At 75.5% G+C, this 26,386-nt stretch carries 23 protein-coding genes; 13 read left to right on the top strand and 10 right to left on the bottom strand.

The features are described 5' to 3' along the window. The first annotated feature begins 120 nt into the window (after window positions 1–120). The 3 genes from ACWIX3_RS03670 (at window position 121) to ACWIX3_RS03660 (ending at window position 4,210) form a co-directional block, all read left to right on the top strand. Window positions 121–2,532: a chemotaxis protein CheA gene (locus ACWIX3_RS03670; protein WP_448610727.1), complete on the top strand. Its 2,412-nt coding sequence runs from the start codon at window positions 121–123 to the stop codon at window positions 2,530–2,532. Window position 2,533: 1 nt separating this feature from the next. Continuing rightward, on the top strand, window positions 2,534–2,980 hold the full coding sequence (locus ACWIX3_RS03665; RefSeq protein WP_448610726.1) for a chemotaxis protein CheW: 447 nt from the start codon (window positions 2,534–2,536) through the stop codon (window positions 2,978–2,980). 336 nt (window positions 2,981–3,316) lie between these two features. Then, window positions 3,317–4,210 (top strand): hypothetical protein, encoded by an 894-nt coding sequence (locus ACWIX3_RS03660; protein WP_448610725.1) that lies wholly within the window; start codon window positions 3,317–3,319, stop codon window positions 4,208–4,210. 120 nt (window positions 4,211–4,330) lie between these two features. On the opposite strand, the gene ACWIX3_RS03655 is transcribed toward ACWIX3_RS03660, so the two are convergent. Further along, window positions 4,331–5,512: a glucose-1-phosphate adenylyltransferase family protein gene (locus ACWIX3_RS03655; protein ID WP_448610724.1), complete on the bottom strand. Its 1,182-nt coding sequence runs from the start codon at window positions 5,510–5,512 to the stop codon at window positions 4,331–4,333. 374 nt (window positions 5,513–5,886) lie between these two features. Here ACWIX3_RS03655 and ACWIX3_RS03650 point away from each other — a divergent pair, with 374 nt between their 5' ends. From ACWIX3_RS03650 to ACWIX3_RS03625, 6 genes are read left to right on the top strand one after another with little or no spacing between them, the layout of a single operon-like run. After that, a complete protein-coding gene (locus ACWIX3_RS03650; RefSeq protein ID WP_448610723.1) occupies window positions 5,887–7,011 on the top strand; it encodes a protein-glutamate methylesterase/protein-glutamine glutaminase in 1,125 nt (374 codons plus the stop codon). Beyond that, window positions 7,008–7,832 carry a CheR family methyltransferase gene (locus tag ACWIX3_RS03645; protein ID WP_448610722.1) on the top strand — a complete coding sequence of 275 codons (825 nt, stop codon included), beginning with the start codon at window positions 7,008–7,010 and terminating at the stop codon, window positions 7,830–7,832. The genes ACWIX3_RS03650 and ACWIX3_RS03645 overlap by 4 nt, the downstream gene beginning before the upstream one ends. Window position 7,833: 1 nt before the next feature. Continuing rightward, the gene (locus ACWIX3_RS03640; RefSeq protein WP_448610721.1) at window positions 7,834–8,217 is read left to right on the top strand and encodes a response regulator; all 384 of its coding nucleotides are present in this window, start codon (window positions 7,834–7,836) and stop codon (window positions 8,215–8,217) included. Further along, entirely contained in the window at window positions 8,214–8,765 is a 552-nt protein-coding gene (locus ACWIX3_RS03635) for a chemotaxis protein CheX (protein WP_448610720.1), read from the top strand. The genes ACWIX3_RS03640 and ACWIX3_RS03635 overlap by 4 nt, the downstream gene beginning before the upstream one ends. Beyond that, window positions 8,762–9,124, top strand: coding sequence for a response regulator (locus ACWIX3_RS03630; protein WP_448610719.1), 363 nt, complete (start codon window positions 8,762–8,764; stop codon window positions 9,122–9,124). Before ACWIX3_RS03635 ends, ACWIX3_RS03630 begins: the two co-directional genes overlap by 4 nt. After that, window positions 9,121–9,621, top strand: coding sequence for a hypothetical protein (locus ACWIX3_RS03625; RefSeq protein ID WP_448610718.1), 501 nt, complete (start codon window positions 9,121–9,123; stop codon window positions 9,619–9,621). The genes ACWIX3_RS03630 and ACWIX3_RS03625 overlap by 4 nt, the downstream gene beginning before the upstream one ends. A gap of 166 nt (window positions 9,622–9,787) precedes the next feature. Here ACWIX3_RS03625 and ACWIX3_RS03620 read toward each other — a convergent pair whose 3' ends face one another. The 8 genes from ACWIX3_RS03620 to ACWIX3_RS03585 all read right to left on the bottom strand — a co-directional run bounded on the left by ACWIX3_RS03620 (window position 9,788) and on the right by ACWIX3_RS03585 (window position 17,287). Next, window positions 9,788–10,246: an ATP-binding protein gene (locus tag ACWIX3_RS03620; protein WP_448610717.1), complete on the bottom strand. Its 459-nt coding sequence runs from the start codon at window positions 10,244–10,246 to the stop codon at window positions 9,788–9,790. A gap of 59 nt (window positions 10,247–10,305) precedes the next feature. Next, a complete protein-coding gene (locus ACWIX3_RS03615) occupies window positions 10,306–11,991 on the bottom strand; it encodes a SpoIIE family protein phosphatase (RefSeq protein WP_448610716.1) in 1,686 nt (561 codons plus the stop codon). 216 nt (window positions 11,992–12,207) lie between these two features. Continuing rightward, window positions 12,208–13,131, bottom strand: a complete 924-nt coding sequence (locus ACWIX3_RS03610; protein ID WP_448610715.1) for an alpha/beta fold hydrolase — start codon at window positions 13,129–13,131, stop codon at window positions 12,208–12,210. Window positions 13,132–13,204: 73 nt separating this feature from the next. Further along, window positions 13,205–13,438: a hypothetical protein gene (locus tag ACWIX3_RS03605; RefSeq protein WP_448610714.1), complete on the bottom strand. Its 234-nt coding sequence runs from the start codon at window positions 13,436–13,438 to the stop codon at window positions 13,205–13,207. A 170-nt stretch (window positions 13,439–13,608) separates the two neighbouring features. Further along, the gene (locus tag ACWIX3_RS03600) at window positions 13,609–14,274 is read right to left on the bottom strand and encodes a hypothetical protein (protein ID WP_448610713.1); all 666 of its coding nucleotides are present in this window, start codon (window positions 14,272–14,274) and stop codon (window positions 13,609–13,611) included. 283 nt (window positions 14,275–14,557) lie between these two features. Further along, window positions 14,558–15,754, bottom strand: a complete 1,197-nt coding sequence (locus ACWIX3_RS03595; protein WP_448610712.1) for an AAA family ATPase — start codon at window positions 15,752–15,754, stop codon at window positions 14,558–14,560. A gap of 107 nt (window positions 15,755–15,861) precedes the next feature. Then, window positions 15,862–16,842, bottom strand: a complete 981-nt coding sequence (locus tag ACWIX3_RS03590) for a chemotaxis protein CheB (protein ID WP_448610711.1) — start codon at window positions 16,840–16,842, stop codon at window positions 15,862–15,864. A 55-nt stretch (window positions 16,843–16,897) separates the two neighbouring features. After that, complete coding sequence (locus ACWIX3_RS03585; RefSeq protein WP_448610710.1) at window positions 16,898–17,287, bottom strand: thiol-disulfide oxidoreductase DCC family protein; 390 nt, start codon at window positions 17,285–17,287, stop codon at window positions 16,898–16,900. A 217-nt stretch (window positions 17,288–17,504) separates the two neighbouring features. On the opposite strand from ACWIX3_RS03585, the gene ACWIX3_RS03580 reads away from it, so the two are divergent. The 4 genes from ACWIX3_RS03580 to ACWIX3_RS03565 all read left to right on the top strand — a co-directional run bounded on the left by ACWIX3_RS03580 (window position 17,505) and on the right by ACWIX3_RS03565 (window position 24,804). After that, entirely contained in the window at window positions 17,505–17,873 is a 369-nt protein-coding gene (locus ACWIX3_RS03580; RefSeq protein ID WP_448610709.1) for a phage holin family protein, read from the top strand. Between the two features lie 78 nt (window positions 17,874–17,951). Next, entirely contained in the window at window positions 17,952–22,895 is a 4,944-nt protein-coding gene (locus tag ACWIX3_RS03575; protein ID WP_448610708.1) for an NAD-glutamate dehydrogenase, read from the top strand. A gap of 90 nt (window positions 22,896–22,985) precedes the next feature. Next, window positions 22,986–23,999 carry a hypothetical protein gene (locus tag ACWIX3_RS03570; RefSeq protein WP_448610707.1) on the top strand — a complete coding sequence of 338 codons (1,014 nt, stop codon included), beginning with the start codon at window positions 22,986–22,988 and terminating at the stop codon, window positions 23,997–23,999. Window positions 24,000–24,147: 148 nt separating this feature from the next. Then, window positions 24,148–24,804: a maleylpyruvate isomerase family mycothiol-dependent enzyme gene (locus tag ACWIX3_RS03565; RefSeq protein WP_448610706.1), complete on the top strand. Its 657-nt coding sequence runs from the start codon at window positions 24,148–24,150 to the stop codon at window positions 24,802–24,804. A gap of 81 nt (window positions 24,805–24,885) precedes the next feature. Here ACWIX3_RS03565 and ACWIX3_RS03560 read toward each other — a convergent pair whose 3' ends face one another. Then, a complete protein-coding gene (locus ACWIX3_RS03560; protein ID WP_448610705.1) occupies window positions 24,886–26,292 on the bottom strand; it encodes an amidase in 1,407 nt (468 codons plus the stop codon). Between the last annotated feature and the right edge of the window lie 94 nt (window positions 26,293–26,386).

Here is a 26,386-nt window from a genome sequence, read left to right as displayed (position 1 = left end):
CCGCGCCGGCCCCGGCTCCGCCCGCGGGACGGTCCCGCGCCGTTGGGCTTGAGTCCAGCGCACACCCGGCCGATGACCCCTCCGAAGCGTGCTGCACCGGAGACGAGAGAGAAGAGCAACGTGGACGGTCTGGACGACATCGTCGAGGAGTTCCTGGTCGAGAGCCACGAGAACCTCGACCAGCTGGACACCGACCTGGTCGCCCTCGAGCAGGAGCCCGACTCCCGCGAGCGGCTGTCCAGCATCTTCCGCACGATCCACACGATCAAGGGGACCAGCGGCTTCCTGGCGTTCCACCGACTGGAGGAGGTCACCCACGTCGGGGAGAACATGCTGTCCCGGCTCCGGGACGGCGCCCTCGACCTCACGCCCAACCGCACCAGCGTGCTGCTGCTGATGGTGGACACGGTGCGGTCGCTGCTGACCTCCATCGAGGCCACCGGGGGCGAGGGGTCGGTCGACGTGTCCGCCGTCGTCGCCGCCATCAGCGCCGCGATGGACGACGAGCCGGCCCCGTCGGCCGAGGGCGCCGCGCCCGCCGAGGACGCCGCGCCGGTCGAGGACGCCGCGCCGGTCGAGGGCGCCGCGCCGGCCGAGGACGCCGCGCCGGCCGCGGTCCCGGCCGCCGAGCCCGCGCCCGCCAAGGCGAGCGGCGGCAGGTCGGCCAAGGCCGGCAGCGGCAAGGCCGCCGGTGCCGCGGTCCCCGCGCCGACGGTTCCGGCCCCGCGGCCCGCGCCGGCCGCCGAGGCTTCCCCCGAGCCGGAGGCCCCGCACGAGGAGTCCGCCCCGGCGGCCGACAGCGGCACCGGCCAGGCCCGCCGGGCGGTCGCCGACAGCACCATCCGGGTGGACGTCGACCTGCTCGACGAGCTGATGCTGCTCGTCGGTGAGCTCGTGCTGACCCGCAACCAGATCGTCCAGTACGTCGGGCGCTCCAACGACACCGACCTGGTGCGCGCCTCCCAGCGGCTCAACCTCATCGCCAGCGAGCTGCAGGAGGGCGTCATGAAGACGCGCATGCAGCCGATCGACCACATCTGGTCCAAGCTGCCCCGCGTCGTCCGGGACCTCGGGCTGCAGCTGGAGAAGTCGATCCGCCTGGAGATGGAGGGTCGCGAGACCGAGCTCGACAAGACCCTGCTGGAGGCCGTCAAGGACCCGCTGACCCACCTGGTCCGCAACTCCGTCGACCACGGCATCGAGGACGCCGGGACCCGCGTCCGGCTCGGCAAGCCGTCCGAGGGCGTGCTCACCCTGCGCGCCCGGCACGAGAGCGGTCAGGTCGTGGTCGAGGTCGCCGACGACGGCGCCGGCATCGACCCGGCCAAGCTCGGCGCCAAGGCCGTCGAGCGTGGGCTGGTCACCCAGGAGGCGCTCAACCGGATGGGCCCGCAGGACGTCCTGCAGATGATCTTCCTGCCGGGCTTCTCCACGGCCGCCAGGGTCACCAACGTCTCCGGTCGCGGCGTCGGCATGGACGTCGTCAAGACCAACATCGAGGCGATCGGCGGGACCATCGAGGTCGAGTCGGTGCCGGGCAAGGGCACCGTCTGCCGGCTGCGCATCCCGCTGACGCTGGCGATCGTGCCGGCGCTCACCGTCGAGTGCTCCGGTGACCGCTACGCCATCCCGCAGATCAGCCTGCAGGAGCTGGTGTCCCTGGACGCCGAGAAGGCCGCCAACGCCGTCGAGGAGGTCGGCGGGGCGCCGGTCTACCGGCTGCGCGGCGAGCTGCTGCCCCTGGTCCGGCTCACCGACGTCCTCGGCCTGGCCTCCGACCGGCACGACGGCCACGTGGTCATCGCCGTCCTCCGCTCGGAGGGCCGGCGCTTCGGCCTGGTCGTCGACCGGGTCATCAACACCGAGGAGATCGTCGTCAAGGCCGTCGGCGGCCAGCTCAAGGCGATCGGCCTCTACTCCGGCGCGACCGTCCTGGGCGACGGCACGGTGGCGCTCATCCTCGACGTGCAGGCCCTGGCCCGTCGGGCGCTGCGCACCGAGACCGGCGACCGCCAGGAGTCCCGCGAGGCGGCGCTGCACGCCGCGGCGACCGACGCCGAGCGCCAGCGGATGCTGCTGGCCGCCATCGGCGGGGGCCGCCGGGTCGCCATCCCGCTGGACACCGTCACCCGCCTCGAGCAGGTGCGCACCGAGTCGGTGGAGCGGGTCGGCAACCGGGAGGTCGTGCAGTACCGCGGCGCGATCCTGCCCATCGTCCGGCTCGACCGGCACCTGGGCGCCTACGGCGAGAGCGACCACGAGGTCCTCGAGGTGATCGTCTACAGCGACCACGGCCGCAGCGTGGCCATCGTCGTCGAGGAGATCCTCGACATCGTCGACGGCGAGGCGGCCGTCCGCAGCGACATCGACGACATGGGCCTGCTGGGCTCCGCCGTCCTCGGCGACAAGGTGACCGAGCTCCTCGACGTCCGCGCCGCGATCCTCGCCGCCGACCCGGCCTTCTACTCGGCCCCGGTCGACCCCCTGTCCCTGACGCCGCACGGCGTCCCCGCCTCTCTGCTGGAGGTCTGAGTTGCCCACTCCCACCGAGGCCCCGGCCATCGGCGGCCAGCTGGCCACCTTCTGGCTCGACGGCGACCTCTACGGCGTCGAGGTGGCGCACGTGCAGGAGGTGCTCAAGAGCCAGGGCCTGACCCGGGTGCCGCTGGCGCCCACCGCCGTCGCCGGGCTGATCAACCTGCGCGGCCAGGTGGTGACCGCGATCGAGCTGCGCGAGCGGCTCGGCCGGCCGCCGCGGCCCGAGGGCACCGACGCCGTCGTCATCGTCGTCCGGCTGCACGGCGAGGCGGTCAGCCTGCTCGTCGACGCCATCGCCGACGTCGTGGACGTCGACCCGGCGGACTTCGAGGCGCCGCCGGACACCCTCGACGGGTCGGCGCGGGAGCTGATCCGCGGCGCCTTCAAGCTCGACGGGCACCTGCTGCTGGCCCTGGACGTGCACAAGGCCGTCAGCGCCTGACAGGACCCCGTCCTCCTCACCGCTCGCGAGCTCGCGCCGGGCCTCTGGACGGGGCCGGCAAGACCCGGGCGCGGCCGGACCTTCCCCGGCGGCCACGCTCTCCCCGACCCCCGGTCGGGCGGCCCCTCTCTCCGGAGGGTCGCCGGGCCGGGGGTCGCGGCATCTCCGGCTCCGGTCATGTACGGGGAGTGATGGACCAGGGACGGTGGATTGCGGCACACGCGTCCTCACCCCACGGGGGTCCAGCGGACGGGTGAGGCTCACGTGGCGCGGCGTCGCGGTCACGGTCAGTCTGGGTCGACCTCACCTCGGGGGACGTCGACTGGGAGGCCTGCCGTGCCCTACTCGCTGGTCAGTGCCGCCACGCTCGGCTTCGACCTGGTCCGCCTGCCTGCCGGCCGCGCCGTCGCGGAGGCCCTGCTGGCCGGGCTGGCCGCGGACGCGCCGGCGCTCGAGCAGCTGGCCGCGGTGCACCCGGCCGCGGGTCGCGACCGCGAGCAGCGGGCCGCCCTCGCCGTCCGGTCGCGCAAGGCCCGCGAGCTCGCCGCCGCCGTTCCGCACCTGCGCGACGCCGCCGGGCTCCCGCCCGGGGCCGACCGGACCGCCGTGCTCGTCGCCCAGCTCGAGCGCAGCACCATCGGCGACGCCGCCGCTGTGGAGCGCGTGCTCCGCGAGGACGTCCTCGGCCCCGAGCACCCCGCCGTCGCGCTGGTCGACGAGCAGGTCCGGGACGCCGCCGCCGACGTCCTCGCCGACGCCGCCGTGGGCGCCTGGGCCGCTGCGGTGCTGCCGCCGCTGGTCGCCCGCCAGCTCGCCGGCCCGCTCGCCGTCGCGGTCGCGACCGGCCTGCCGACCACGCCCGAGCTCGACCTCGGCCCCGCCACCGGCGAGCTGTCGGAGCTGCTGACCGGGCTGCGCGCGCTCGACGCCGCCGGCCGGGCCCGCTGGATGGCCGCCGTCGACGCCTCCCGCGCCGTCCGCCGTCCGTGGGCCACCGCGATGCACGAGGCGTCGTGGGGCGCGCACGTCTCCGGCCGCACCCGCACCCTCGCCACCGCCCAGCTGCTCGCCGTCCGGGCGTTCCTCGACGCCGGCTTCGACGCCGCGGCCGCCGCCTCGGGTGCCTGGAACGCCGTCGCCGGCTGCGTGCAGGGCATCGTCATGGCCGACCTGCTCGGCAGCGACGCCCTCGCGGTGCTGTTCGCATCGCGACCCTCCGGATCGCGGTGACACCGGAGGCGGCCGTCCCCCCGCCGAGCTGAGCACCACCCCGCGCGACTGCGGGGAGTCGCTGCCTGACCGCCCGTCCGGGCAGCACGCGCCCAGGGGTCGCCGCGGAGCGGGCCGGTCTCAGTCCTTCTCGGGGTCGGGGAAGCGGGCGCCGGCGGGGACCTCGCTGCCGGCCTCCACCTCGATGCGGCGGCCGACCAGCGTGACCTCGTCGTCCCCACCGACCGTGGCGCGCTCGCCGACCACCACGCCGTCGTCGAGCACCGTGCGGGTCACCGTCGCGCCGGCCCGCACCTGCGCGCCCGGCAGCAGCACCGAGTCGACGACGGTCGCCCCGGCCTCCACGACGACGCCGGGGGACAGCACCGATCCGTGGACGTTGCCGAGCACCCGGGTACCGCCGGAGATGAGGCTGTTCTCCACCGCCGAGTCCAGCAACACCCGCGCCGCGCTGTGCCGGCCGCCGCGGGTGTGCACCGCCCAGGCGGGGTCGTCGAGGTCCAGCGGCGGCTCGGCCGACAGGAACTCCTGGTGGGCCGCCCAGTAGGACTCCACGGTGCCGACGTCGCGCCAGTAGCCGTCGAAGCGGTGGGCACGGGCGAGGCCGTCGCGGGTCTGCGCCGGCAGCAGGTGGGTGCCGAGGTCCTCGAGGCCCTCCTCGCCGTGCTCGGCGGCCAGCGCCTCCAGCCGGTCCAGCGTCGGGCCGGGGGAGAAGGCGAACACCTCGTTGGTCGCGGTGGTGGTGCGCGGCTCGTCGGGCTTGTAGGCGTAGTCGGTGACCCGCCCGCCCTCGCCGACCTCGACGATGCCGTAGCGCGGCGCGTCGTCCTCGGCGACCTCGGTGGTGACCATGGTGACCTCCGCGCCGGAGCCGAGGTGTCCGTCGACGACCTCGCGGTAGTCCAGCTTGTAGACGGCGTCGGAGCTGACCACGACCAGCGCGTCGGGGTCGAAGTCGCGGACCAGGGGGGCGTAGCGCCACAGCGAGTTCGCCGTCCCCGAGACCCAGCCGGCGCGGTCGGTGCCCTGGTACGGCGGCAGCACGAGCAGCCCGCCGTCGGTGCGGTCGAGGTCCCACGGCCGGCCGTTGGCCAGGTGCTGCGACAGCGACGTGGGGTGGAACTGCACCGACACCCAGACGTCGGCCAGGTGCGAGTGCTGGCAGTTGCTCAACGGGAAGTCGATCAGCCGGTACACGCCGGCGAAGGGGACGGCGGGCTTCGCGCGCTGCTCGGTCAGCAGCTCGAGGCGGCCGCCGGCACCGCCGGCGAGGACGAGGACGAGCACCCGGGGGAGAGCCATGGCCACCGGCTACCCGCGCGGACGCGGTTCACCCCCGTGAGCTCTCTCTACGGTCCTATCGCGTCGACGCTAGAGGCCCGTAGACGGTTCTCGACGCGCTGACCGTGCGCTCCGCGGTGCACGTGTCGACGAATGGCACCAATGGAGTGGTCGGCGCATTCATGATCACCGAGAAAATGTTGGGCGCAATGCTCCGGATCGGCTCAAGGAGAACGGGGGAGCGGCCGACAACACCCCAGACAGGCACCGCCAGCGGCGCCGCCGGGACCCCGGACGGACGCCGGCTGGACCCCGTTCCCGGCTCCCGGGCGGGTGCCGACCCGCAACGCCAGCTCGCCCCTGGCCGGCACCCCGCACGGGGAGACGGAGGACGCATGGACCCGATCCGGGTGTTGGTCGTCGACGACTCGGTGGTCGTCCGCAAGATCGTCACCGACGTCCTCTCCGAGGACCCGGCGATCGAGGTCGTCGGGACCGCCGTCAACGGCCGCATCGCCCTCGGCAAGCTCGAGCAGCTCAAGCCCGACCTGATCACGATGGACATCGAGATGCCGGAGATGAACGGCATCGAGGCGGTCCGCGCCATCCGGGCCACGCGCAGCCGCGTGCCGATCATCATGTTCAGCACGCTCACCGAGCGGGGCGCGTCGGCCACCCTCGACGCCCTCTCCGCCGGCGCCAACGACTACGTCACCAAGCCGGCCAACGTCGGCAGCGTCGCGCAGTCCATGGAGAGCGTGCGCGAGCAGCTCACCCCGAAGATCAAGGCGCTCACCGGGCGCCCGGTCACCACCGGCCCCGCCCGGGCGTCGGCCCCGGCGCCGGCCCCGGTCCGTCCGCCGGCCCCGCGCACCGGTGCGGTCAAGCAGCCCGCCGTCCTGGTCATCGGCTCCTCCACCGGCGGCCCCGAGGCGCTGGCGAAGGTGCTGCCGACCCTGCCGGCGTCCCTGCCGGTCCCGATCCTGCTCGTCCAGCACATGCCGCCGGTGTTCACCCGCCAGTTCGCCCAGCGGCTGGACCGGCTCTGCCCGCTGCGCGTCGTCGAGGCCGTCGACGGCACCCCGCTGGCGCCCGGCACGGTGCACCTGGCCCCCGGTGACCACCACCTGACCATCCGCCGCAGCGGCCGCGGCCTGTTCACCGCCCTGGACCAGTCGCCGCCGGAGAACTTCTGCCGCCCCGCCGTGGACCCGCTGTTCCGCTCCGCGGTCGAGACCTTCGACGGCGCCGTCCTCGGCGTCGTGCTCACCGGCATGGGCTCGGACGGGCGGATCGGCGCCGGCCGCATCCGCGAGACCGGGGGTGCGGTCGTCGTCCAGGACCAGGCGACCTCCGTCGTCTGGGGCATGCCCGGGGCCGTGGCCACGGCCGGCTTCGCCGACGAGGTGCTGCCGCTCGACCGCGTCGCCGAGGCGATCACCCGGCGCGTCACCGGCCCGACGGCCCCCGCGGCCCGCCCGGCCACCACCGCCCCTGCCCACGCCGGAGGACGACGATGACCCTCACTGCCACCAGCTTCGACTGGGTCCGCCAGCTGGTGCACAGGGAGAGCGCGATCGTGCTCGCCCCCGGCAAGGAGTACCTGGTCGAGGCGCGCCTGCTGCCCATCGCCCGCTCCATGGGGCTGCCCGACGTCGGCCAGCTCGTCGACTCGGTCCGCACCCGGCCCAACCCGGAGTCCACCCGGCGGATCGTCGAGGCGCTGACCACGAACGAGACGTCGTGGTTCCGGGACGGCGACCCCTTCACCGCCCTCACCTCGACGGTGCTGCCCTCGCTGCTGTCGGCCCGCGGGCCGGCCGAGCGGCTGCAGATCTGGTCGGCGGCCTGCTCCAGCGGGCAGGAGCCGTACACGATCGCGATGCTGCTCGAGGACGCGCTGCCCAGCGCCACGAGCCGGGTCTCCATCACGGCGACCGACCTCTCCCGCGAGATGGTCGAGCGGACCCGGGCCGGGAAGTTCAGCCAGCTCGAGGTCAACCGCGGGCTGCCGGCGGCGATGCTCGTCCGGCACTTCGCCCGGGCGGGCACCGAGTGGCAGGTCTCCCCGTCGCTGCGGCGCATGGTGACGGCCAGCGAGTGCAACCTGGCCGCGCCGCTGCCGCGGATGGGCCCGTTCGACGTGGTCTACCTGCGCAACGTCCTCATCTACTTCGACCTGCCGACCAAGCAGGCGATCCTCCGCCGGGTCCGCGCCCTCATGCGGCCCGACGGGTGGCTCTTCCTCGGCGCCGCTGAGACGACCCTCGGTGTCGACGACTCCTGGGAGCGGGTCGTCATCGGCCGCAGCTCCGCCTACCGCCCGCTGAAGGGGAACTGACGTGCGTGCACTGGTGATCGACGACTCCCGCGCCATGCGGCGGATCGTGAGCGCGGCCCTCGAGGGGTTCGGCTACGAGACCCGTCAGGCCGGCCACGGGCAGGAGGCGCTCGACGTGCTGCAGGAGGGCTACGCGCCCGACCTGTGCACGATCGACTGGAACATGCCGGTCATGGACGGACTGCAGTTCGTCTCCGCCGTCCGGGCCAACCCGGCCTGGCGCGCCCTCACGTTGATGATGGTGACCTCGGAGAGCGAGCAGGGCCAGATCGTCCGAGCGCTCGCCGCCGGCGCACACGAGTACGTGATCAAGCCGTTCACCGCCGACGCGCTCCGCGACAAGCTCGCGCTGCTCGGCATGCTCCCCGAGGAGGCCCACCTGTGACGCTCGCACCCGAAGCGGACGCGCGCCCCAGCCACCCCCGCCAGGTCATCACCGCGCTGATGGACGAGGCCACCGTCGAGGCCATCGCCAACGAGGCGTGGACGGCCCTCGTCGGCGAGGACGAGCTGCTCGTCCCGGTCCCCGGCGACCTGCCGGCCGACACCGTGTCGGCGTGGGTCGACGTCGTCGGTCCGTGGACCGGCAGCGTGGTCCTCACCACCGGCCGGCAGACCGCCGCCGAGCTGACCCGGGCACTGCTCGGCGCGGCCGCGCCCGAGCTGCTGGACCACGAGGACGTCGCCGACGCCTTCGGCGAGATCGCCAACGTGGTCGGCGGCAACGTCAAGGCCGCCCTCCCCGGCCCGTCGACCCTGGGCCTCCCCGAGGTCGGCGAGGCCCCGGCCGTCCGCAATCCCGAGGACGTCTGCCGCCTCGACGTCCTCTGGCGCGGCCAGCCCCTGGCCGTGTCCGTGCAGGGCGCCCTGCCGTCCCTGCCCGCCCCCCACCCCCAGCACGAGAACCCGCACCCGAACGGAGCGTCCCTGTGAAGATCCTCGTCGCCGACGACAGCCGCGTGATGCGGCAGATCGTCATCCGCACCCTGCGCCAGGCCGGGTACGACGACCACGAGATCGTCGAGGCCGAGGACGGCCGCGACGCCTACGACAAGGTCCAGAGCGAGAAGCCGGACCTGGTCCTGTCGGACTGGAACATGCCGAACATGACCGGCATCGAGTGCCTGCAGGCACTGCGCTCGTCGGGCTCCGGCGTCCCGTTCGGCTTCGTCACCTCCGAGGGCTCGGCCGAGATGCGGGACAGGGCCAGCGCCGCCGGCGCGCTGTTCCTCATCGCCAAGCCGTTCAACGAGGAGACCTTCAAGGACGCCCTGGACGGGGTGATCGCATGAGCGCGCCCCTGACCGTCGTCCTGCCGGACCCCAAGGCCGTCAAGGACATGCTCACCGGCCTGGTGGGCAAGCCCGTCGGCGTGGCCCCGGGCGCGCCGGTCACCCCCACGCCGCGGTCGCCGGTGTCGGTGGCCGTGTACGTGGACCCGTCGATGAACGTGAACGCGCTGTGCGTCATGGACCTCGGCGCGTCGGCCTACACCGGCGCCGCCCTCGCGCTGCTGCCCCCCGGTGGCGCGCAGGACGCAGTCGAGGAGGACGGCGAGCTGACCACGATGCTCACCGAGGCGCTGCACGAGGTCGTCAACGTGCTCTCGGCGCTGTTCAACGTGCCCGGTGCGCCGCACTCCAAGCTGTACAAGCTCTACGCCCCGGGCGAGGACCTGCCCGGTGACATCGCCGGCTCGCTGGCCGACTTCAACCGGCTGGACCTCGCCATCGACGTCCCCGGTTACGGCAAGGGCGCGCTCTCCCTGGTCATCCCCTCCGGGGCCTGACCTACCGCCCTGACCGGGCAGACGCCCCGGGACGGCGCCGGAGAGACCCTCCCGCCGCCCCGGGCGCACGACGACGACGGCCCCGAGGCACTGTGCCTCGGGGCCGTCGTCGTCTCCGGCCCCGTCCAGAGGCTCACCGCGAGCGTGCGAGGGACGGGGTCCTTCCTCAGTTCAGCGCCGGCTCGCGGTCCTCGGTGCTCGTGGGCAGACAGGCCCAGACGTGCTTGCAGCCCTCGTCGACGTACCAGCCGTGGGCCACCGACAACCGGGCCACCAGGTAGAGCCCCAGACCGCCCTGGGCGGGGTCGCGGTCGACCGCGGGGCTGGGCATCGTGTCGGGGTCGCGGTCGCTGACGTCGAGCAGCCAGCCGCCGCTGCCGGCGATCACCGTGGCGACGACGGGGGACAACCCGTGCCGCAGCGCGTTGGACGCCAGCTCGTCGAAGGCCAGGATCAGCCGCTCGGCCGCCGTGTCGTCGTCGTCCCTGGGGTAACCGACGCCGTCCAGCCGGGCGCGCAGTACCGCACGCGCCGCCGGCAGCTCGGCGACGGCCTGCAGATCCCAGCGCCACACCTCGCCCCGGCCGTCCGGTAGGGGGCGCAACGGCCACGCGAGTCGACCCACTGCCCTCTCCCGTCGTCGCTGACTCCGACATCGCTCGGGGTGCCCAGGCAGCTGTGCGCTCAATCGTGCTGCAGGCGTTTCCGACCCCCCGGAGTGATGGGCGTCTCGTTCGCACCGTCAGCGCGCGGGTGCACGCGGATCGCCACCAGCGCGACGTCGTCCCCCGGCGTGGCCGGCAGCATCCGGGCGAGCAGCTCGTCGGCCAGCTGCTCGAGCGGTCGGCCGGCCAGTGCGGCCAGGTGCCGGCGCAGCCGGCCGACCCCCGTGTCGACGTCGCAGTCGCGCCGCTCCACCAGCCCGTCGGTGTAGAGCAGCACGACCGCGCCCGGGCGCAGCGGCACGGTGGACTCCCGCCGCACCGCCGTCGGGTCCACCCCGAGCAGCAGGTCGCCCAGCCCGTCGCACAGCGTGGTCACCGTGCCGTCGGGGTCGGCGACCAGCGGCGGCGGGTGCCCCGCGCTGGCCCAGCGCAGCCGGGTCCCGCCGTCCTCCAGCCGGGCGATCGCGGCGGTGGCCAGGGTGCCCGCGTGCATGGCGGCCATCGCGGCGTCCAGGCCGCGGAGCACCTCCGCCGGCCCGGCGGCGCTGTAGTGCGCGATGCCCCGGAGCAGCCCGCGCAGCTGGCCCATCTCGGCGGCCGCGGCGGCGTCGTGCCCCGCGACGTCCCCGATGACCACCACCGGGTCGCCGCCGGTGTGCAGGAAGGCGTCGTACCAGTCGCCGCCGACGCGGGCCGCCTCCGCCGCGGGCACGTAGCGGGTCACCACCTCCGCCCCCGCGATGGTCGGCGGCTCGGTGAGCAGGCTGCGCTGCAGGCCCTCGGCGAGCTTGGCCTGCTGGCTGTGCCGGTGCACCCGGTCGACGGCACGGCCGGCCTGCGCGGCGACCTCCCGGGCGGTGGCCAGGTCGTCGTCGTCCAGCACGCGTCCGGGGTCGAGGTAGAGGGTGAGGACGCCGACCGCGCGGCCGTCGGCGGTCAGCGGCAGGACGACGGCGGTGTCGGGGCCCAGCGCGGCCAGCAGGTCGCGCGCAGGGCCGTCGGGCATGAGCTCGAGGACGGCCGCGACCGGCTCCGTCGCCTCGCTGCCCGACCGCAGCGCGCAGGCGACGGGGGAGGTCGGCGGCAGGGTGTCCAGGCGCACCTCGGCGTAGCGGTCGAGCAGCGGGCGGCGGGCCGGGTCGGCGTGCCAGGAGCCGACGTCGCGCGCCCGGCCCTCCCGGTCGACGACGGTGACCACGCAGCCGTCGGTGAGTGCCGGGACGGCCAGCCGGGCCAGGCTGCCCAGCGCCGACTCGCTGTCGAGCGCGCCGGAGAGCTCCTCGGTCACCGCGGCCAGCAGCGCGGTGCGGGCGCCGGCCCGCTCGGCAGCCCGCCGGGCCGCCTCGGCGGCGCGCCGGGCCGCCTCGGCCTCGTGCTGCGCCTGCCGGCGCGCGGTGACGTCGACGAAGGTGAACGCGGCGCCGTCGGGCACCGGCCAGGCGTGCAGCGCCGACCAGCCCGGGCCGCCGCGGGGGTCCGGCACCTCGAGGGACACCGGCGTGCCCGAGGTCAGGGCCTCCCGGCAGGCCCGGGTGACGGCGGCGGCCGTGCCGGCGCACAGCACCTCGGTGACCGGCCGCCCGAGCACGTCGGCGGCAGGGCGGTCGAGCAGCCGCTCGCCCTCGGCGTTGAGCAGCGCGACCCGTCCGGCGGGGTCGAGGCAGCCCAGCGCGGCGGGCATGGTGGCCAGCACGCCGGAGGCCACACGGGCGGTCCCGTCGAGCGGCTCCCGCTGTCGGGGCTGAGGTCCTGGGGCCACCACGAGGACCACCTCTCCGTCGGGCTGACCCCGGCCCCCGCCTCAGGGCACGCCCTCCCGCCGCCCTGCAGGTCGGGAGGTGCCCGGATCGTGGCAGCGGGCGGGCGCGCTGCCAAGGCGCACCGGCGTGGCGCGTCCCCCGGCCCCGTGCGTCCTGGGAGCTCAGCGCGCGGCGGCCTCGCGGACGGTGGCGGCGACGGCCTCGACCCCCTGCGAGGCCCACAGGATGGAGTAGTGGTTGGTGTCGGGTACCTCGCGGGCGGTGATCCCGCTCGGCTCCAGCCCCAGCACCGCCAGCCGGGTCTCGTCGTAGAGGCCCGGTGTCTGGTCGAGCAGCCCGCGGGTCGCCCACAGCAGGGTGGCGGGTACCGGCAGGTCGGTGGTCGCCTCCAGCACCCGCTCGTTGAGCAGCACGTCGCCGCCGTCCACCCGCACCGCCTCGGGCACGCACGCGCTGCGCAGCGCCGGGGGCTCGCCGACCAGGTCGCGGGCCAGGTAGGCCGCGACCGAGGGGACGTCGACCCACGGGCCGACCGCGGGGTGCTGCGCCCAGAAGGCCCGGACCGCGGCGAGGTCGGGGAACGTCATCGAGAGGCGGTCCAGGGACGGGCCGAGGACGGCGGCGAGCATCGCGTCGACGTCGGCACCCGGCGGCTGGGGGAACGCGAGCCCGCCGTCGACCAGCACCAGCCCGTGCACCCGGTCGCGTGCGGTCCCTGCGGCGGCGACGGCGGCGACGAAGGCGCCCATCGAGTGCCCCACGAGCACGGCGGCCTCGGCCCCCGTGCCGCGGTCCGCCCCGAGGTGGTCCAGGAGTGCGGCGACGTCGGCCGCGTGCGCCTCGATGCCGTACGGCGCGGGCAGGCCGGCCGAGGCGGCCCGGCCCCGCAGGTCGGGGGCCACCACCTCGAACTCCCCGGCCAGCGCGCCGGCCACCCGCGCCCAGGCCATGGCGTTGGCGGTGATGCCGTGCAGCAGGACGGCGATGGGGGCGCCGGGGGCGTCGGCGGGCCAGTGCAGGGCGGCGAGCCCACCGCCCTCCACCGGGACGCTGATCAGCTCGGGGTCACGGGCGGGGTCGCTCACGCCGGTCAGCCTGCCCGTGCCGGACGGCGCTCGCAGCCCGTGCGACGACGCCCGCCCGCTCGGCCCTGCCCGCTCACCCCGCCTGCTCGATGGCGAAGGCGACGAGGAAACCCAGGCTGGTGATGACGCCGGTCCAGGTGCCGGTGCGCTCGAACGCCTCGGGGATCATCGTGTCGGCGATCATGGTGAGGATCGCGCCGGCCGCCACCGCGGTGATGACGGCGACGGCCTCGGGCGGCGCACCCCCGAGTGCGGCGTAGCCGATCAGGGCAGCCAGGCCGCTGACGATCGCGATGCCGCCCCACACCCGCCTCCAGCCAGGTCGGCACGCGCGGCCCCCGTCCTCCGTCGGCTCGGCGTCCCGCGGCTGCGGACACCGGCGCCGTCAGTGCCCCCGGGGTGAGCACCGCCAACCGGGACGGCTCACGTGCTCGGAGCCGCTCCGGGGCGGTCGGCCCAGCGACCCAGGGGCCGTGGTCAGCGTGCGGAGCCGGTCGCCGCGCCAGTCGCCCGGTCCGGGTAGGTGGCGGTGAACCGCACCATGGCCCAGATGACGACGACCGGCACCACCCAGTCCAGCAGCAGTTCGAGGAGGTGGGTGCCGGAGGTGCCCGTCGCGTCGACGCCGAGGGCGGTGGTCAGGAGCGACGCCGCGCCCATGGCCGTGATCGCGAGCGCCCAGGCCGTGCTGAGCACCCGGTTGATCTTCGTGAACGTCGGGGAGCCCCAGTACTCGCGGGGCGTCGTCTGGCGGGCGTACTCGGCGGTGAACGGCAGCACCGGCACGGTCAGCAGGAGGTACAGGCCCAGGACCACGCCGACCAGGGGCCTGCCCCACTCGAACAGCCACCGGTCGACGCCGGCACCACCGACGAACCCGGTGACGGCGATGACGGCGAAGAGGACGAGCGATGCCAGGCCGAGGATCTGGGGGCCGTGCCGGCGGCGGTCCCGGAGGACCGCGACCGCCGCCATCGCCGTCGCCAGCAGCGCGGCCCAGGCGACACCGTCGGCGGCGAGCCGCTGGGCGATGACGGAGAAGACGATCCACGGCAGGAAGCCGGAGGCCAGGGTCAGGGGGGTCAGCCCGGGCGGCCCCGACCGGTCGGGACGAGCAGGTGCCGGGGCTGGGCTCGCGGTCATGTGGTGCCCCCGATCGGCGGGACGGCGATCCGGGACGGCGGACGCAGCGTCCCTCCGGCCATGCTCGACCGGCCGCCCGCAGGGGGACCAGGGCACTTGGACCGGTCGAGCGGGTCCTGGAGGGGGGCCTCGTCCAGAGGCTCGCCGCGGCCCCGTCCTGGGGCCCCGCAGGCCCCTGCAGGGTCCCGCCGCGAGCTCGCGAGCGGTGGGGGCAGCGGGTCTCCTCCTCCGAAGGGGGAGGAGGACGGGGCCCTGCCACGTCCGGGAGGTCGGGGTCCTCGAGTCAGTCGGGGTGGCTGAGCAGGTAGCGGCCGAAGTGCGGGACGGTGAAGGCGATCTGGCCGCGCTCGGCGGAGTAGACCAGCCCCTTCTTGATCAGCGAGTCCCGCGCGGGGGAGAGGGACGCCGGCTTGCGCCCGAGCGACAGCGCGACCTCCGAGGTGGACACCGCGCTGCCGTTCGGCCCGCCCAGCTCGGCCATGGCGTGCATGTACTCGCGCTCGGCGGGCGTGGCCCGGTCGTAGCGGGAGCCGAAGAACCCGACCGCGAGCTCGGCCTCGGCCACCGGCGCGGCCATGGCGACGTCCGCCGCGGTGATGGGGGAGGCGGCGGCGACGTCCCAGGTCACCTTGCCGTAGGCCTGCACGAAGTACGGGTAGCCGTCGGCGGCCGCGTACAGGGTGTCGAGCGCCTCGGGCTCGAAGGTCACCTCCTCGCGCTCGGCCGGTGCCAGCAGCGCCCGGTCGGCGGCGGGGCGGTCCAGCCGGTCGATGCGCAGGTAGCGGAAGAGTCGCTCGGAGTAGCTCTTGGACGCCGACAGCACCGCCGGCAGGTGCGGCAGCCCCGCGCCGACGACGATCAGCGGCGCACCCTGCTGCGACAGCTCGTGGCAGGCCGCGCAGATCGCCGACACGTCGGCGCTCTGCACGTCCTGCATCTCGTCGATGAACACCGCCACGCCCTTGCCGACGTCGGCGGCGAGCCCCGCGACGTCGCCGAGCAGCTCGACGAGGTCGATCTCCATGTCGCCGGAGTCGGCCCGCCCGCTGGACGCCGGGACGTCGATGCCCGGCTGCCACCGGTCGCGCACCCGGGGTGGGTGGGTCGGCGACTCCGCCTGCCGCAGCGCGAACGCCTTGAGCACCCCGAGGACGGCGTCCATCGACTCCTGGTCGGGGTGCCGCAGCTCGCGCAGCGCCATGTGCAGCGCCGAGGAGACCGGCCGGCGCAGCGACTGGTCCGGCCGCGCCTCGATCTTCCCCGTGCCCCAGCCACGGCTGATCGCCGCCGAGCGCAGCTGGTTGAGCAGCACCGTCTTGCCGACCCCGCGCAGCCCGGTCAGCACCAGCGAGCGCTCCGGGCGGCCGTGCGCGATCCGCTCCAGGACGACGTCGAAGGCCGACAGCTCGTCGTCCCGTCCGGCCAGCTCGGGCGGGCGCTGCCCGGCGCCGGGGGCGTAAGGGTTCCGCACGGGGTCCATGTCGACCACCGTATGAGGCCGTCTAGGGGGGCTCGTAGAAGCGGCTAGAGACCTCGATCGTGTCCTGCTGCTCCGTGCGCGCCGTCACCCGGGGTGTGCGGACCAGGTCACGACCGGGGGTCCTCGACCGCCAGGTGCTGCACCTGCTGCGCCCGCTGCTCGGCCAGCTCGGCCGCGCGCAGGTGCTCCTCGCGGCCTCCCGGTGCATCCCCGCCGTCCACCTCGGCCAGCCGCCGCTGCACCGCGGCGATCTCCAGGAGCTTGGCGGCGGCGGAGTAGATGGCTCCCTCCACGGCCTGGTGCTGCGCGTCCAGCAGCGTCCGTGCCGACCAGGTGTGCCCGACGTGGCAGGCGTAGCCGACCGTGCCGTCCGGGGTGGACTCGGACATGCCGCCCTGGCACTCGGGGCAACCCAGCGCGGCAGGGCTGCTGCGCTCGGTCTCCGCGGTGGGTCCGCCCCCCGTCGAGGGGCTCCTCTCCGGGACGTCGGACCGGCGCCGCGCGTCCGGGACGCTGGGGGACGACCGGACCAGCCCGGTGACGACGGCCGCGAGGTCCGCGGTGGCCACCTTCCGGGCCTGCCGGACGGTGCCCAGCGCGGCCCGCGGCATCGCCGAGACCCGCGCGTCGGCGGGGTCCTGCACCACCACGACGCCGTCCTGGGCGGCGACGACCGCCGCACCCACCGCACCGTCGTCGAGGGCGCCGGAGAGGACGACGGCGACGACGCCGGGACCGAACGCGGCCGCGGCGGTGCGGAACAGCGGGTCGATGGCCGGCCGCCGGCGGTGCTCGCGCGGGCCGCGGTTGAGCCGCACCTGCCCACCGCGCACCACCAGGTGGTGGTCGGGCGGGGCGACGAGGACCTCGCCGGGGACGAGCTCCTGCCCGTCCCGGGGGTGGGACGCCGGCAGCGGCCCCGAGAGGGACAGCAGCGCCGGCAGGTGGCTCCCACCCGTCGACGGCAGGTGGACGACGACCAGCACGGCCGCCGGGAGGTCCGCCGGCAGGCCGGCGACGAGGTCCCGCAGCGGCGCGATGCCACCCGTGGACGCCCCCACCACGACCAGCCGCTCGACCACCGCCACCTCTCCTCCCGGCCGCTCCACCCGGGGTGTTCCCCGCGGATCCCGTGCCGATGCCTCAGGACGCCGGGCGCTCCGGGGACGGCGGGAGGGCGCAGGCCGCCGTCCCGCCGGGCAGCCGCATGCGGTTGGCCGCCACCAGCCGGTAGACCCGGTCGGCCAGCACGCTCACCGGTGGCAGCTGCAGCAACCGGCCCAGCAGGGCCCATCCCGGCCCGGCCGCGCGCAGGGCGGCGGCGACCGCACGCGCCCCGCCGACGACGGCGCCCGTGCGCGGCACCCACAGCACCTCCCGCTGCGCGCGCTCCGCGGTGGTCCCGACGGAGGCGAGGTCGGCCCCCTGCCACGGGACGACGGCGCAGCCGGCGGGCAGCACCCGGCGGGCGACGGCCGCCGAGCGGGTGCAGAACCCGCAGTCGCCGTCGAAGACCAGGGCCGGTCGCTGCACGGTCCCCACCTCTCGTCGCGGAACGGGTCCCCCCGTCGATCATGGGCTCTCGCCCGGCGACACGCGACGACGCGCCGGGGCAGGCGGCAGGAACTCCGGGATCGCGACGGGCGCGGCGTCGGTAGCCCCGTCTACGGCTGTCTGGCGTCGGCGCTAGACGGGCGTAGAGGTCCCGACACGCAGGGTCCTCGCAGGGACCGCCACTAGCGTGGTCCGGGTGCTCAGGTTCCTGGTCAAGGTCGTCCTCATGGCCGGCGTCTTCTACGGCGTCTCCTACCTGCTGAACGGCATCGAGGTGATCCCCAACCCGGCGGGGCCGCTGGGCGAGCCCGGCACCTACCTGTGGATCGCGCTGGTCTTCGCGGTGGTGAACGCGGTCGTCGGACCGGTCCTGCGGCTGCTGTCCTTCCCGTTCGTGCTGGTCACGCTCGGGCTGTTCCTGCTCGTGGTCAACGCCGCGCTGCTCGGCATCACCGCCGCGATCACCGACCGGCTGCAGGTCGACGGCTTCGGCACGGCGATCGTCGGCGGGCTGCTGCTGGCCATCGGTGGCTGGATCGCCGACCAGCTCACCGAGCGGCGCTGACGCCCGGCCCCGTCCGGAGGCTCGCCGCGAGCCTGCGAGCGGTGAGGAGGACGGGGTCCTTCGACTAGCGTCGCTGCCATGGCCCGCACCACCGGCACGGTCCCGGCGATCCCGGTACCGGCCCCCGCGGACGACGGCACGCCCGCCGCCGCGACCGAGCTCGCCGCCCTCGAGGCGGAACGCGACGAGAAGCGCCGCCTGCTGGAGCGGGCGGCCCGGACGGCCGTGGACGGCGGTCCGGGGCTGCCCGCCGGCTGCGGCGCCGACGACCTCCCGGCCCTGCTGCGCCGCTACTACTGGAGCGAGCCGGCCGCGGAGGTCCTCGACCAGGACCCGGCCGACCTCGCCGCCCTCACCCTGCGGCACCTGCAGCTGGCCGAGGTGCGCCCCGAGGGGTCGGCCACGGTCGACGTCCAGGAGCTGCCCGCGCGCGGCGGCGCCGGGCCGCGCGCCCTGGTGCTGGTCGCCACCGACGACATGCCCTTCCTCGTCGACTCGGTGACCGCCGAGGTGGTGCGCCAGGGCTTCGGCCTCGAGCACGTCGTCCACCCGGTCCTGGTGGTCCGGCGCGACGTGACCGGCCGGATCAGGGCGTTCTGCGACAGCAACGACCCCGAGGTGTGCGGCACCGACGCGCTCGCCGAGTCCTGGATGGCCGTCGTCCTCGACGGGCCGCTGGACGACGAGGCGAGCGGCGACCTGGTCACGGGCCTGCGCACCGTGCTGGCCGACGTCCGGGCCGTCCACGAGGACGCCGCCCGGATGCGCAGCCGTGCCCTCGAGCTCGCCGACCGGCTCGACCGGGAGCCCGCGAGCGGCTCCGGGGACCCGGCCGACGACCCCGCCGAGGCCGCGGCCCTGCTGCGCTGGCTGACCGACGGCAACTTCGTCCTGCTCGGGGCGCGCGACGTCGACCTGGTCCGCACCGGGGGCCGGTCGACGGCCCGCCCGGTCGCCGGCAGCGGGCTGGGCGTGCTGCGCAGCGACGCCGACATCGCCACCACGCCCGACGCCGCCCCCGGCACCACCCTGCTCGCGGTCACCAAGGCCGACGCCCGTTCGACCGTGCACCGCCGCACCTGGCTGGACCTGGTCACGGTCACCGTGCCCGGCGCGGACGGCGGCCCGGCCCGGCAGCACCGGCTGGTCGGGCTGTTCCCGACGGCGGCCGCCGCGCACTCGGTCCGCGAGGTCCCGCTGGTGCGCCGGCGGGTGGCCGAGGTGGTCGAGCGCTCCGGCGTCCCCGCCGACAGCCACACCGGCAAGGAACTGCTCGACGTCCTGGAGACCTACCCCCGCGACGAGCTGTTCCAGATCGGCACCGACGAGCTGCTGCCGGTCGCGCTGGCCGTGCTGCACCTCCAGGAGCGCCGGCAGACCCGGCTGTTCCTGCGCCGCGACCCCGGCGACCGGTTCTGGTCGGCGATCGTCTACCTGCCCCGCGACCGGTACACGACCGAGGTGCGGCTGGCGGTGCAGCAGCTGCTGCTCGAGCGCCTGGGCGGCACCAGCATCGAGTACACCGCCCGGGTCACCGAGTCGGTGCTGGCCCGGCTGCACTTCGTCGTCCGCCCGCCGGTGGCGCGGGGCGGGCGGCCCACGCTGCCCGAGGTCGACGTCGCGGGCCTGCAGGACGAGCTGACCGCCGTGGTCCGCAGCTGGACCGACGAGCTGGCCGACGCCCTCAGGGCGCGCTACGGCGCGGACGCCGAACGCCGGTTCGCCCGGGCCGCCGACGCGTTCCCGGCCGCCTACCAGGAGGACTTCCCCGCCACGACCGCCGTCGAGGACCTCGAGCGCCTCGACGGGCTGGCAGAGGGCGAGCTCGGGCTGGTGCTGCGCAGGCCGGCCGGGGCGGCGTCGTCCGAGCCGCGCCTGGCCGTCTACCGGGTGGGGGAGCGGCTGCTGCTGTCCGACGTGCTGCCGATGCTGCAGCACCTGGGGGTCGACGTCGTCGACGAGCGGCCCTACGAGATCGACCGGATCGGCGCCCCGCTGGCCTGGATCTACGACTTCGGGCTGACCGCGCCGGTCGGCGACCTGCCCTTCCCGGGCTCGCTGCCGGAGCGCTTCACCGAGGCGCTCTCGGCGGTGTGGCGCGGCGACGCCGAGGACGACGGACTGGGCGCGCTGGTGCTGCTCGCCGGGCTGAACTGGCGGCAGGTGACCGTCGTCCGCGCGTACGTGCAGTGGCTGCGGCAGGCCGGCCTGCCGTTCGGTCAGCGGTACGTGGAGACGACGCTGGCCGCCCACCCCGACGTCGTCGCCCGGCTGGTGGCGCTGTTCGAGACCCGCTTCTCCCCGGGCCGGGACCGCGGGCGGGCGGCGCGCCAGGAGGAGCTGGTGGCCTCGCTGCGGCAGGCGATCGGCGCGGTCGAGTCGCTGGACGCCGACCGGGTGCTCACCGCGCTGCTCGCCGCCGTCCTGGCCACCCAGCGGACGACGTACTACGCCATGTCCGGACCCCGGCCCACCCTGCTGGCGCTGAAGCTGCACCCGGCGCAGGTGCCCGACGTCCCCGAGCCGCGCCCCGCCCGCGAGGTGTGGGTCAGCTCGCCGCGGGTGATGGGCGTGCACCTGCGCTTCGGGGCGGTCGCGCGCGGCGGCCTGCGGTGGTCCGACCGGCACGAGGACCTCCGCACCGAGGTGCTCGGCCTGGTCAAGGCGCAGATGGTGAAGAACACCGTCATCGTCCCGACCGGCGCCAAGGGCGGGTTCGTCGTCCGGAAGCCGCCGCCGGAGAGCGCGGGGCGGGACGCGTGGCTCGCCGAGGGGCAGGCCTGCTACCGGCTGTTCATCGGCGCGCTGCTCTCGCTCACCGACGATCTGGTGGACGGACGGGTGGTCCCGCCGGAGCGGGTGGTCCGGCACGACAGCGACGACACCTACCTGGTCGTCGCCGCCGACAAGGGGACGGCGACCTTCTCGGACCTGGCCAACGCCGTGGCGCTGGAGCGCGGCTTCTGGCTGGGCGACGCCTTCGCCTCGGGCGGCTCGGTCGGCTACGACCACAAGGCCATGGGCATCACCGCCCGCGGTGCCTGGGAGTCGGTGACCCGGCACTTCCGCGAGCTGGACCTGGACGTGCAGAGCCAGGACTTCACGGTGGTCGGCGTCGGGGACATGTCCGGCGACGTCTTCGGCAACGGGATGCTGCTGTCCGAGCACATCCGGCTGGTCGCGGCCTTCGACCACCGGCACGTCTTCGTCGACCCCACGCCGGACGCCGCGAGGTCCTTCGCCGAGCGGAAGCGGCTGTTCGAGCTGCCGCGCTCGTCGTGGGCCGACTACGACGCCTCGCTGATCAGCCCGGGCGGCGGTGTGTGGCCCCGGACGGCGAAGGCGGTGCCGGTCAGCGAGCCGATGCGCACCGCCCTCGGCCTGGCCGACGACGTCGACGCGCTGTCCCCGGTCGAGCTGATCCGCGCGGTGCTGCTCGCGCCGGTGGACCTGCTGTTCAACGGCGGTATCGGCACCTACGTCAAGGCCTCCACCGAGAGCGCGCTGGACGTCGGGGACAAGGCCAACGACGCCGTCCGGGTCGACGGCCGCGACCTGCGGGTGCGCGTGGTGGGGGAGGGCGGCAACCTCGGCCTGACCCAGCGCGGCCGGGTGGAGTACGCGCTGAACGGCGGCCGGGTGAACACCGACGCCATCGACAACTCCGCCGGTGTGGACACCTCCGACCACGAGGTCAACATCAAGATCGCGCTGGACCGGGTGGTCGAGACCGGCGCGCTGGACGCCGAGGGCCGCGCGGCGCTGCTCGGCGAGATGACCGACGAGGTCGCCGCCGCCGTCCTGACCGACAACCACGCGCAGAACGCGACCCTCGCCGTCGAGGTGACCTCCGCACGCAGCCTGCTCGATGCGCACGCCCGGTTCCTGCGGGCGCTGGAACGCTCGGGCCGGCTGACCCGCAGCGTCGAGTTTCTCCCCGACGACCGGCAGCTGGCCGAGCGGCGGCGCGACGGGCAGGCGCTGACCGGCCCGGAGCTGTCGGTGCTGCTGGCCTACGCCAAGCTCGAGACGGGGGACGCGGTCCTCGCCTCGGACCTGCCCGACGACCCGGCGCTGGAGGAGCTGCTCGTCGGCTACTTCCCGGCCGAGCTGCGCCGCCGCTTCCCCGCGGCGGTGTCCGGGCACCCGCTGCGGCGGGAGATCGTCGGGACCGCGCTGACCAACCGCGCGGTCAACGTGGCCGGGGTGACCGGGTTGTTCCGGCTGTCCGAGGAGACCGGGGTCCCGCTGGCCGGCGTGGTGCGGGCGCACGCGGTCGCCCGCGCGGTGTTCGAGGTGGACCGGCTGTGGGACGCCGTCCGCCCGCTGGACAACCGGGTGCCGGCGACGACCCAGGTGGAGCTGCGCACGGAGGCGACCCGGCTGGCCGAGCGGGCCGCGCGCTGGCTGCTGCGCCTGCCGGAGCTGACCGCGGCCGAGGCCGCCCCGCTGGGCGACCTGACCGACCGCTTCGCAGCCCCGGTGGCCGCGGTGCGCGCAGGGCTGCCGTCGTGGCTGCTGGGCGCCGAGGCCGCCGCGTTCGCCGAGCGGACCGACCGGCTGCGGCGGGCCGGGGTGCCCGAGGCGCCGGCCGCGGAGGTGGCCGCGGCGCCGTTGCTGCCGACGGCGCTGGACCTCGCGGTCGTCGCCGAGCGCACCGGTGCCCCGATCGAGCTGGCCGGGCAGGTGCACCAGGCGGTGGCCGAGCGGCTGGCACTGGTGCCGCTGCGCGAACTCGTCGTCGCGCTGCCCCGTGACCGCCGCTGGCCGGCGATGGCCCGTGCCTCGCTGCGCGACGACCTGACCGGCGAGCAGGCCGCGCTCACCGTCGAGGCGCTCGCCGGGCGGAGCAGCGACGCCGAGGACGCCGGCGAGCTCGTGCAGCGCTGGGTGTCCGGCTGGGACGGCGCGCAGCAGCGCGCGGCCGCGCAGCTGGTCGACATCGCGGCGGGGGACCGCCAGGAGCTGGCCGAGCTGCTGGTCGCCGTCCGCACCCTGCGCGGGCTGCACCGCCGGACCTGACCGCACCCCATCGGGGGACTCGCGCACCGGACCTGGTCAAGGCCGGCCCCCGCGGCGCCGACCTCTGGGACACCGATCCCTGGAGGTCTCATGCCCCCCACGCTCAGGACGCTCCGCCGCGTCCTGGTCCCCGCCCTCGCCGGCGCGCTCCTCCTCGGCGTGGCCGGGACCCCCGCCCAGGCGGCCACCGACGCGCCCGCATCCCCCCGCAGCGTCACCACCACCTCGGCCCGCGACACCTGGGTGCCCGGGGTGATGGCCTCGGTCCGCGACGTCGACACGTACCGCTTCACCACCACCGCCACCCGGTACGCGCGGGTCCTGCTCGGCGACCTCGGGACCGACTACCGCCTGCGGCTGCTCGACGCCCAGGGCCGGGTGCTGCACACCTCCGACCGGTCCGGGCGGGCCAACGAGGAGGTCTACGCCAAGCTCCCCGCGGGCACCTACTACGCCAGCGTGGACGCTCCGCACGGCAAGGTCGTGGCCAGCCCCTACGTGGTCCGGTTCAGCAGCCTGAGCGAGGGCGTGCACGTCCTGTCGAAGGCCGAGTACGGCACGGGCGCCTCCCGCGAGCTCGTGTTCGAGGTCCTCAACAACACCTCCCGGCCCATCGACGGCGCCGGCTGGAGCGTCACGGGGGCGTGCACCGACCTCGACGGGAACCCCAACACCGGCTGCAACCCGGGCGTCTCGGCCACCGGCGTGTACCGGGTCGTCCCGCCCCGGGCCCGGGTGTCCTTCTTCACCGACGAGATCGCCGGTCGGCCGACCTACCGGTTCACGTTCCTCCCCGGCGGTCCGCTGACCTTCACCTCGAAGATGTCCGCGCGCGTCACGAGCACCCAGGCGCTCTCCGGTGGGCTGACGATCAAGGGCACGGTCACCAACGGCAGCACCCACTACGCCTGCGCGCCGACGGTGACGCGCAACGCGTACGACGCTCGCGGCAACATCCTCAGCAACTGGGAGGTGTGGATCAGCGGAGCGCTCCGCGCCGGGGCGAGCTACTCCTGGACGGCCACGAAGGTGCACCCGCTGCCCAAGGGCACGGTCCGCTCCGCGTGGCACGCCACCGAGCGCGGCCCGGACCAGGCCTGCTGACCGCCCCGGGCACCGCCGACGGCTCCCCGGTCCGCCCGGTCGCGCCGAGTGCGGCGAACTCGTGGCCATCGCGTCCCGATGGCCACGAGTTCGCGCGTCTCGGCGCCTCCAGCGATGAGTCCGGGCGCCCACGCCGGTCTGGACCTGCGTGACGGACGAGTGGCAGGCGGTCGCGGACGAGCGGGCAGCGCTGGTGGCGGACCTGGAGTGGTTCGGCGTCGGCGCCTGGCGGACGCCGTCGCTGTGCGAGGGCCTCAGCGTCGAGGAGGTCGTCGCCCACCTGACCGCAGGGGCCAGCTCGGGCCCCGTCCGCTGGCTGGCCGGCCTCGCCCGGTGCCGCTTCGACGTCGACCGGATGGTCGACATGCGGCTGCGCGAGCAGCTCGGCGGCACTCCTGCCGAGACGCTCGCGCGGTTCCGAGGGGTGGTCCACAGCAGGACCGCGCCGAGCGGGCACGTCGACGCGTGGCTGGGGGAGATCGTCGTGCACGGCGAGGACATCCGCCGTCCCCTGGGGATCAAGCACGCGTACGCGCCGGCAGCGCTGGGGCGGGTCGCGCGGTTCTACGCCGCGCGCGACTTCACCGTCCCGTCGAAGCGGCGGACGGCGGGGCTGCGGCTGGAGGCCACCGACGGGTCGTTCACGGCGGGCGAGGGGCCGGTGGTCCGCGGCCGCACCGTCGACCTGGTGCTGGCCATGGCCGGCCGCCCCGTCGCGCTCGAGCACCTGGCGGGTCCCGGCCTGACCGCGTTCGCGGCACGGGTGGTCGAGCCGTCGGGTCGAGCGCCGTCTACACCTGTCTAGCGCCCGAGCGAGATGGCCGCAGACAGCGGTCGAGGTCCGTACGGGCCGTCCGGCCCGGCCGTCGGACGGCCCGGGACGGGGTCAGAGGGACGGACGGCGCTCGCCGAAGCGGGTAGCCTGCTCGAAGGCGTGCCCGACCTCGAGCACCCGCCGGTCGGCCCGCGGCGCCGCGACGACCTGCAGGCCCACGGGCAGGCCGTCCGGGGTGAACCCGCCGGGCACCGAGAGGGCGGGGCAGCCGGTCGGCGTGATGAGCGTGCAGGAGCGCATCCAGGCCAGGTAGTCCTCCAGCGGCTCCCCGTCGATCTCCGTGGGGTACTCGGCCTCCACCGGGAAGGGCAGCACCTGGGTCGTCGGCGCCAGGAGGACGTCGTAGCGGTCGAAGAAGCCCACCACGCGCTCGTAGAGGGCCGTGTGCGCCTGCTCGGCACGGGCGATGTCGGCGCCGGTCAGGCCGGCCCCCAGCGAGGCGTTCCAGCGGATCGACTCCTTCAGCCGGTCCGGGTGCCGCCGGGCCAAGTCGCTGAACGTCGCGTCGAACACCCAGGCCCGCAGCGTGCCGAAGACGTCGTCGGCGCCGGAGAGGTCCGGGCAGTCGGCGTCCACGGTCGCGCCGAGCTCCTCGAACACCGCGACGCTCTCCGCCAGCACCGCGGTGATCGCCGGGTCCACGCGCACCCGCCCGCCCAGGTCCGGCGCCCAGGCCACCCGCAGCCCGTCGAGGCGCTCGGGCAGCGGCGCGGCGAACGGGGCGCCGGGGTCGTCGAGGGAGATCGGCACCCGCCGGTCCGGCCCGGCCAGCGCCGAGAGCACCAGCGCGACGTCGGCCACCGTGCGGCCCATCGGCCCCTGCACCGACAGCTGCGACCAGCCCATCGCCACGGGCCACGTCGGCACCCGGCCCGGCGTGGGCCGCAGCCCGACCACGTTGCAGAACGCCGCCGGGTTGCGCAGCGAGCCGCCGAAGTCGCTGCCCTCGGCGACCGGCACGAACCCCGCCGCCAGCGCCGCAGCCGCGCCCCCGCTCGAGCCACCCGCCGACAGGCCGTGCCGGTACGGGTTGTGGGTGGCGCCGAAGAGCGGGTTGAACGTGTGCGATCCGGCCGCGAACTCCGGCACGTTGGTCTTGCCGACCCGCACCGTCCCCGCGGCGCGCAGCCGGGCCACCACCAGCTCGTCGTCCGCCGGCACGGTGTCGGCGAGCGGTGAGCCCCAGGTGGTGCGCATGCCACCGGTGGCGTGGGTGTCCTTGTGCGCCACCGGGAGCCCGTGCAGGGGGCCGACCTCCTCGCCCGCCGCCAGCGCGGCGTCGGCGGCGTCGGCGGCGGCACGGGCGCCCTCGGCGTCCAGCGTGACCACCGCGTTGACCCGGCCGTCGAGTTCCTCGATGCGCGCGAGGCAGGCGTCGGCCAGCTCCCGGGCCGACAGCTGCCGGGTGCGGACCATCGTCGCCAGCTCGGTCGCCGGGCGCAGGCACAGGTCGGTCACACCGTCGTCCTACCGGACGACACCGCGGTCGCGCCATGTCGGCCCCCTGCAGGATCCCGCCACGAGCCTGCGAGTGGCGGGGGCAGGGGGTCCT

This window comes from Geodermatophilus sp. URMC 60, from assembly GCF_053502585.1.
This window is presented reverse-complemented; position numbering and strand designations above follow the sequence as displayed.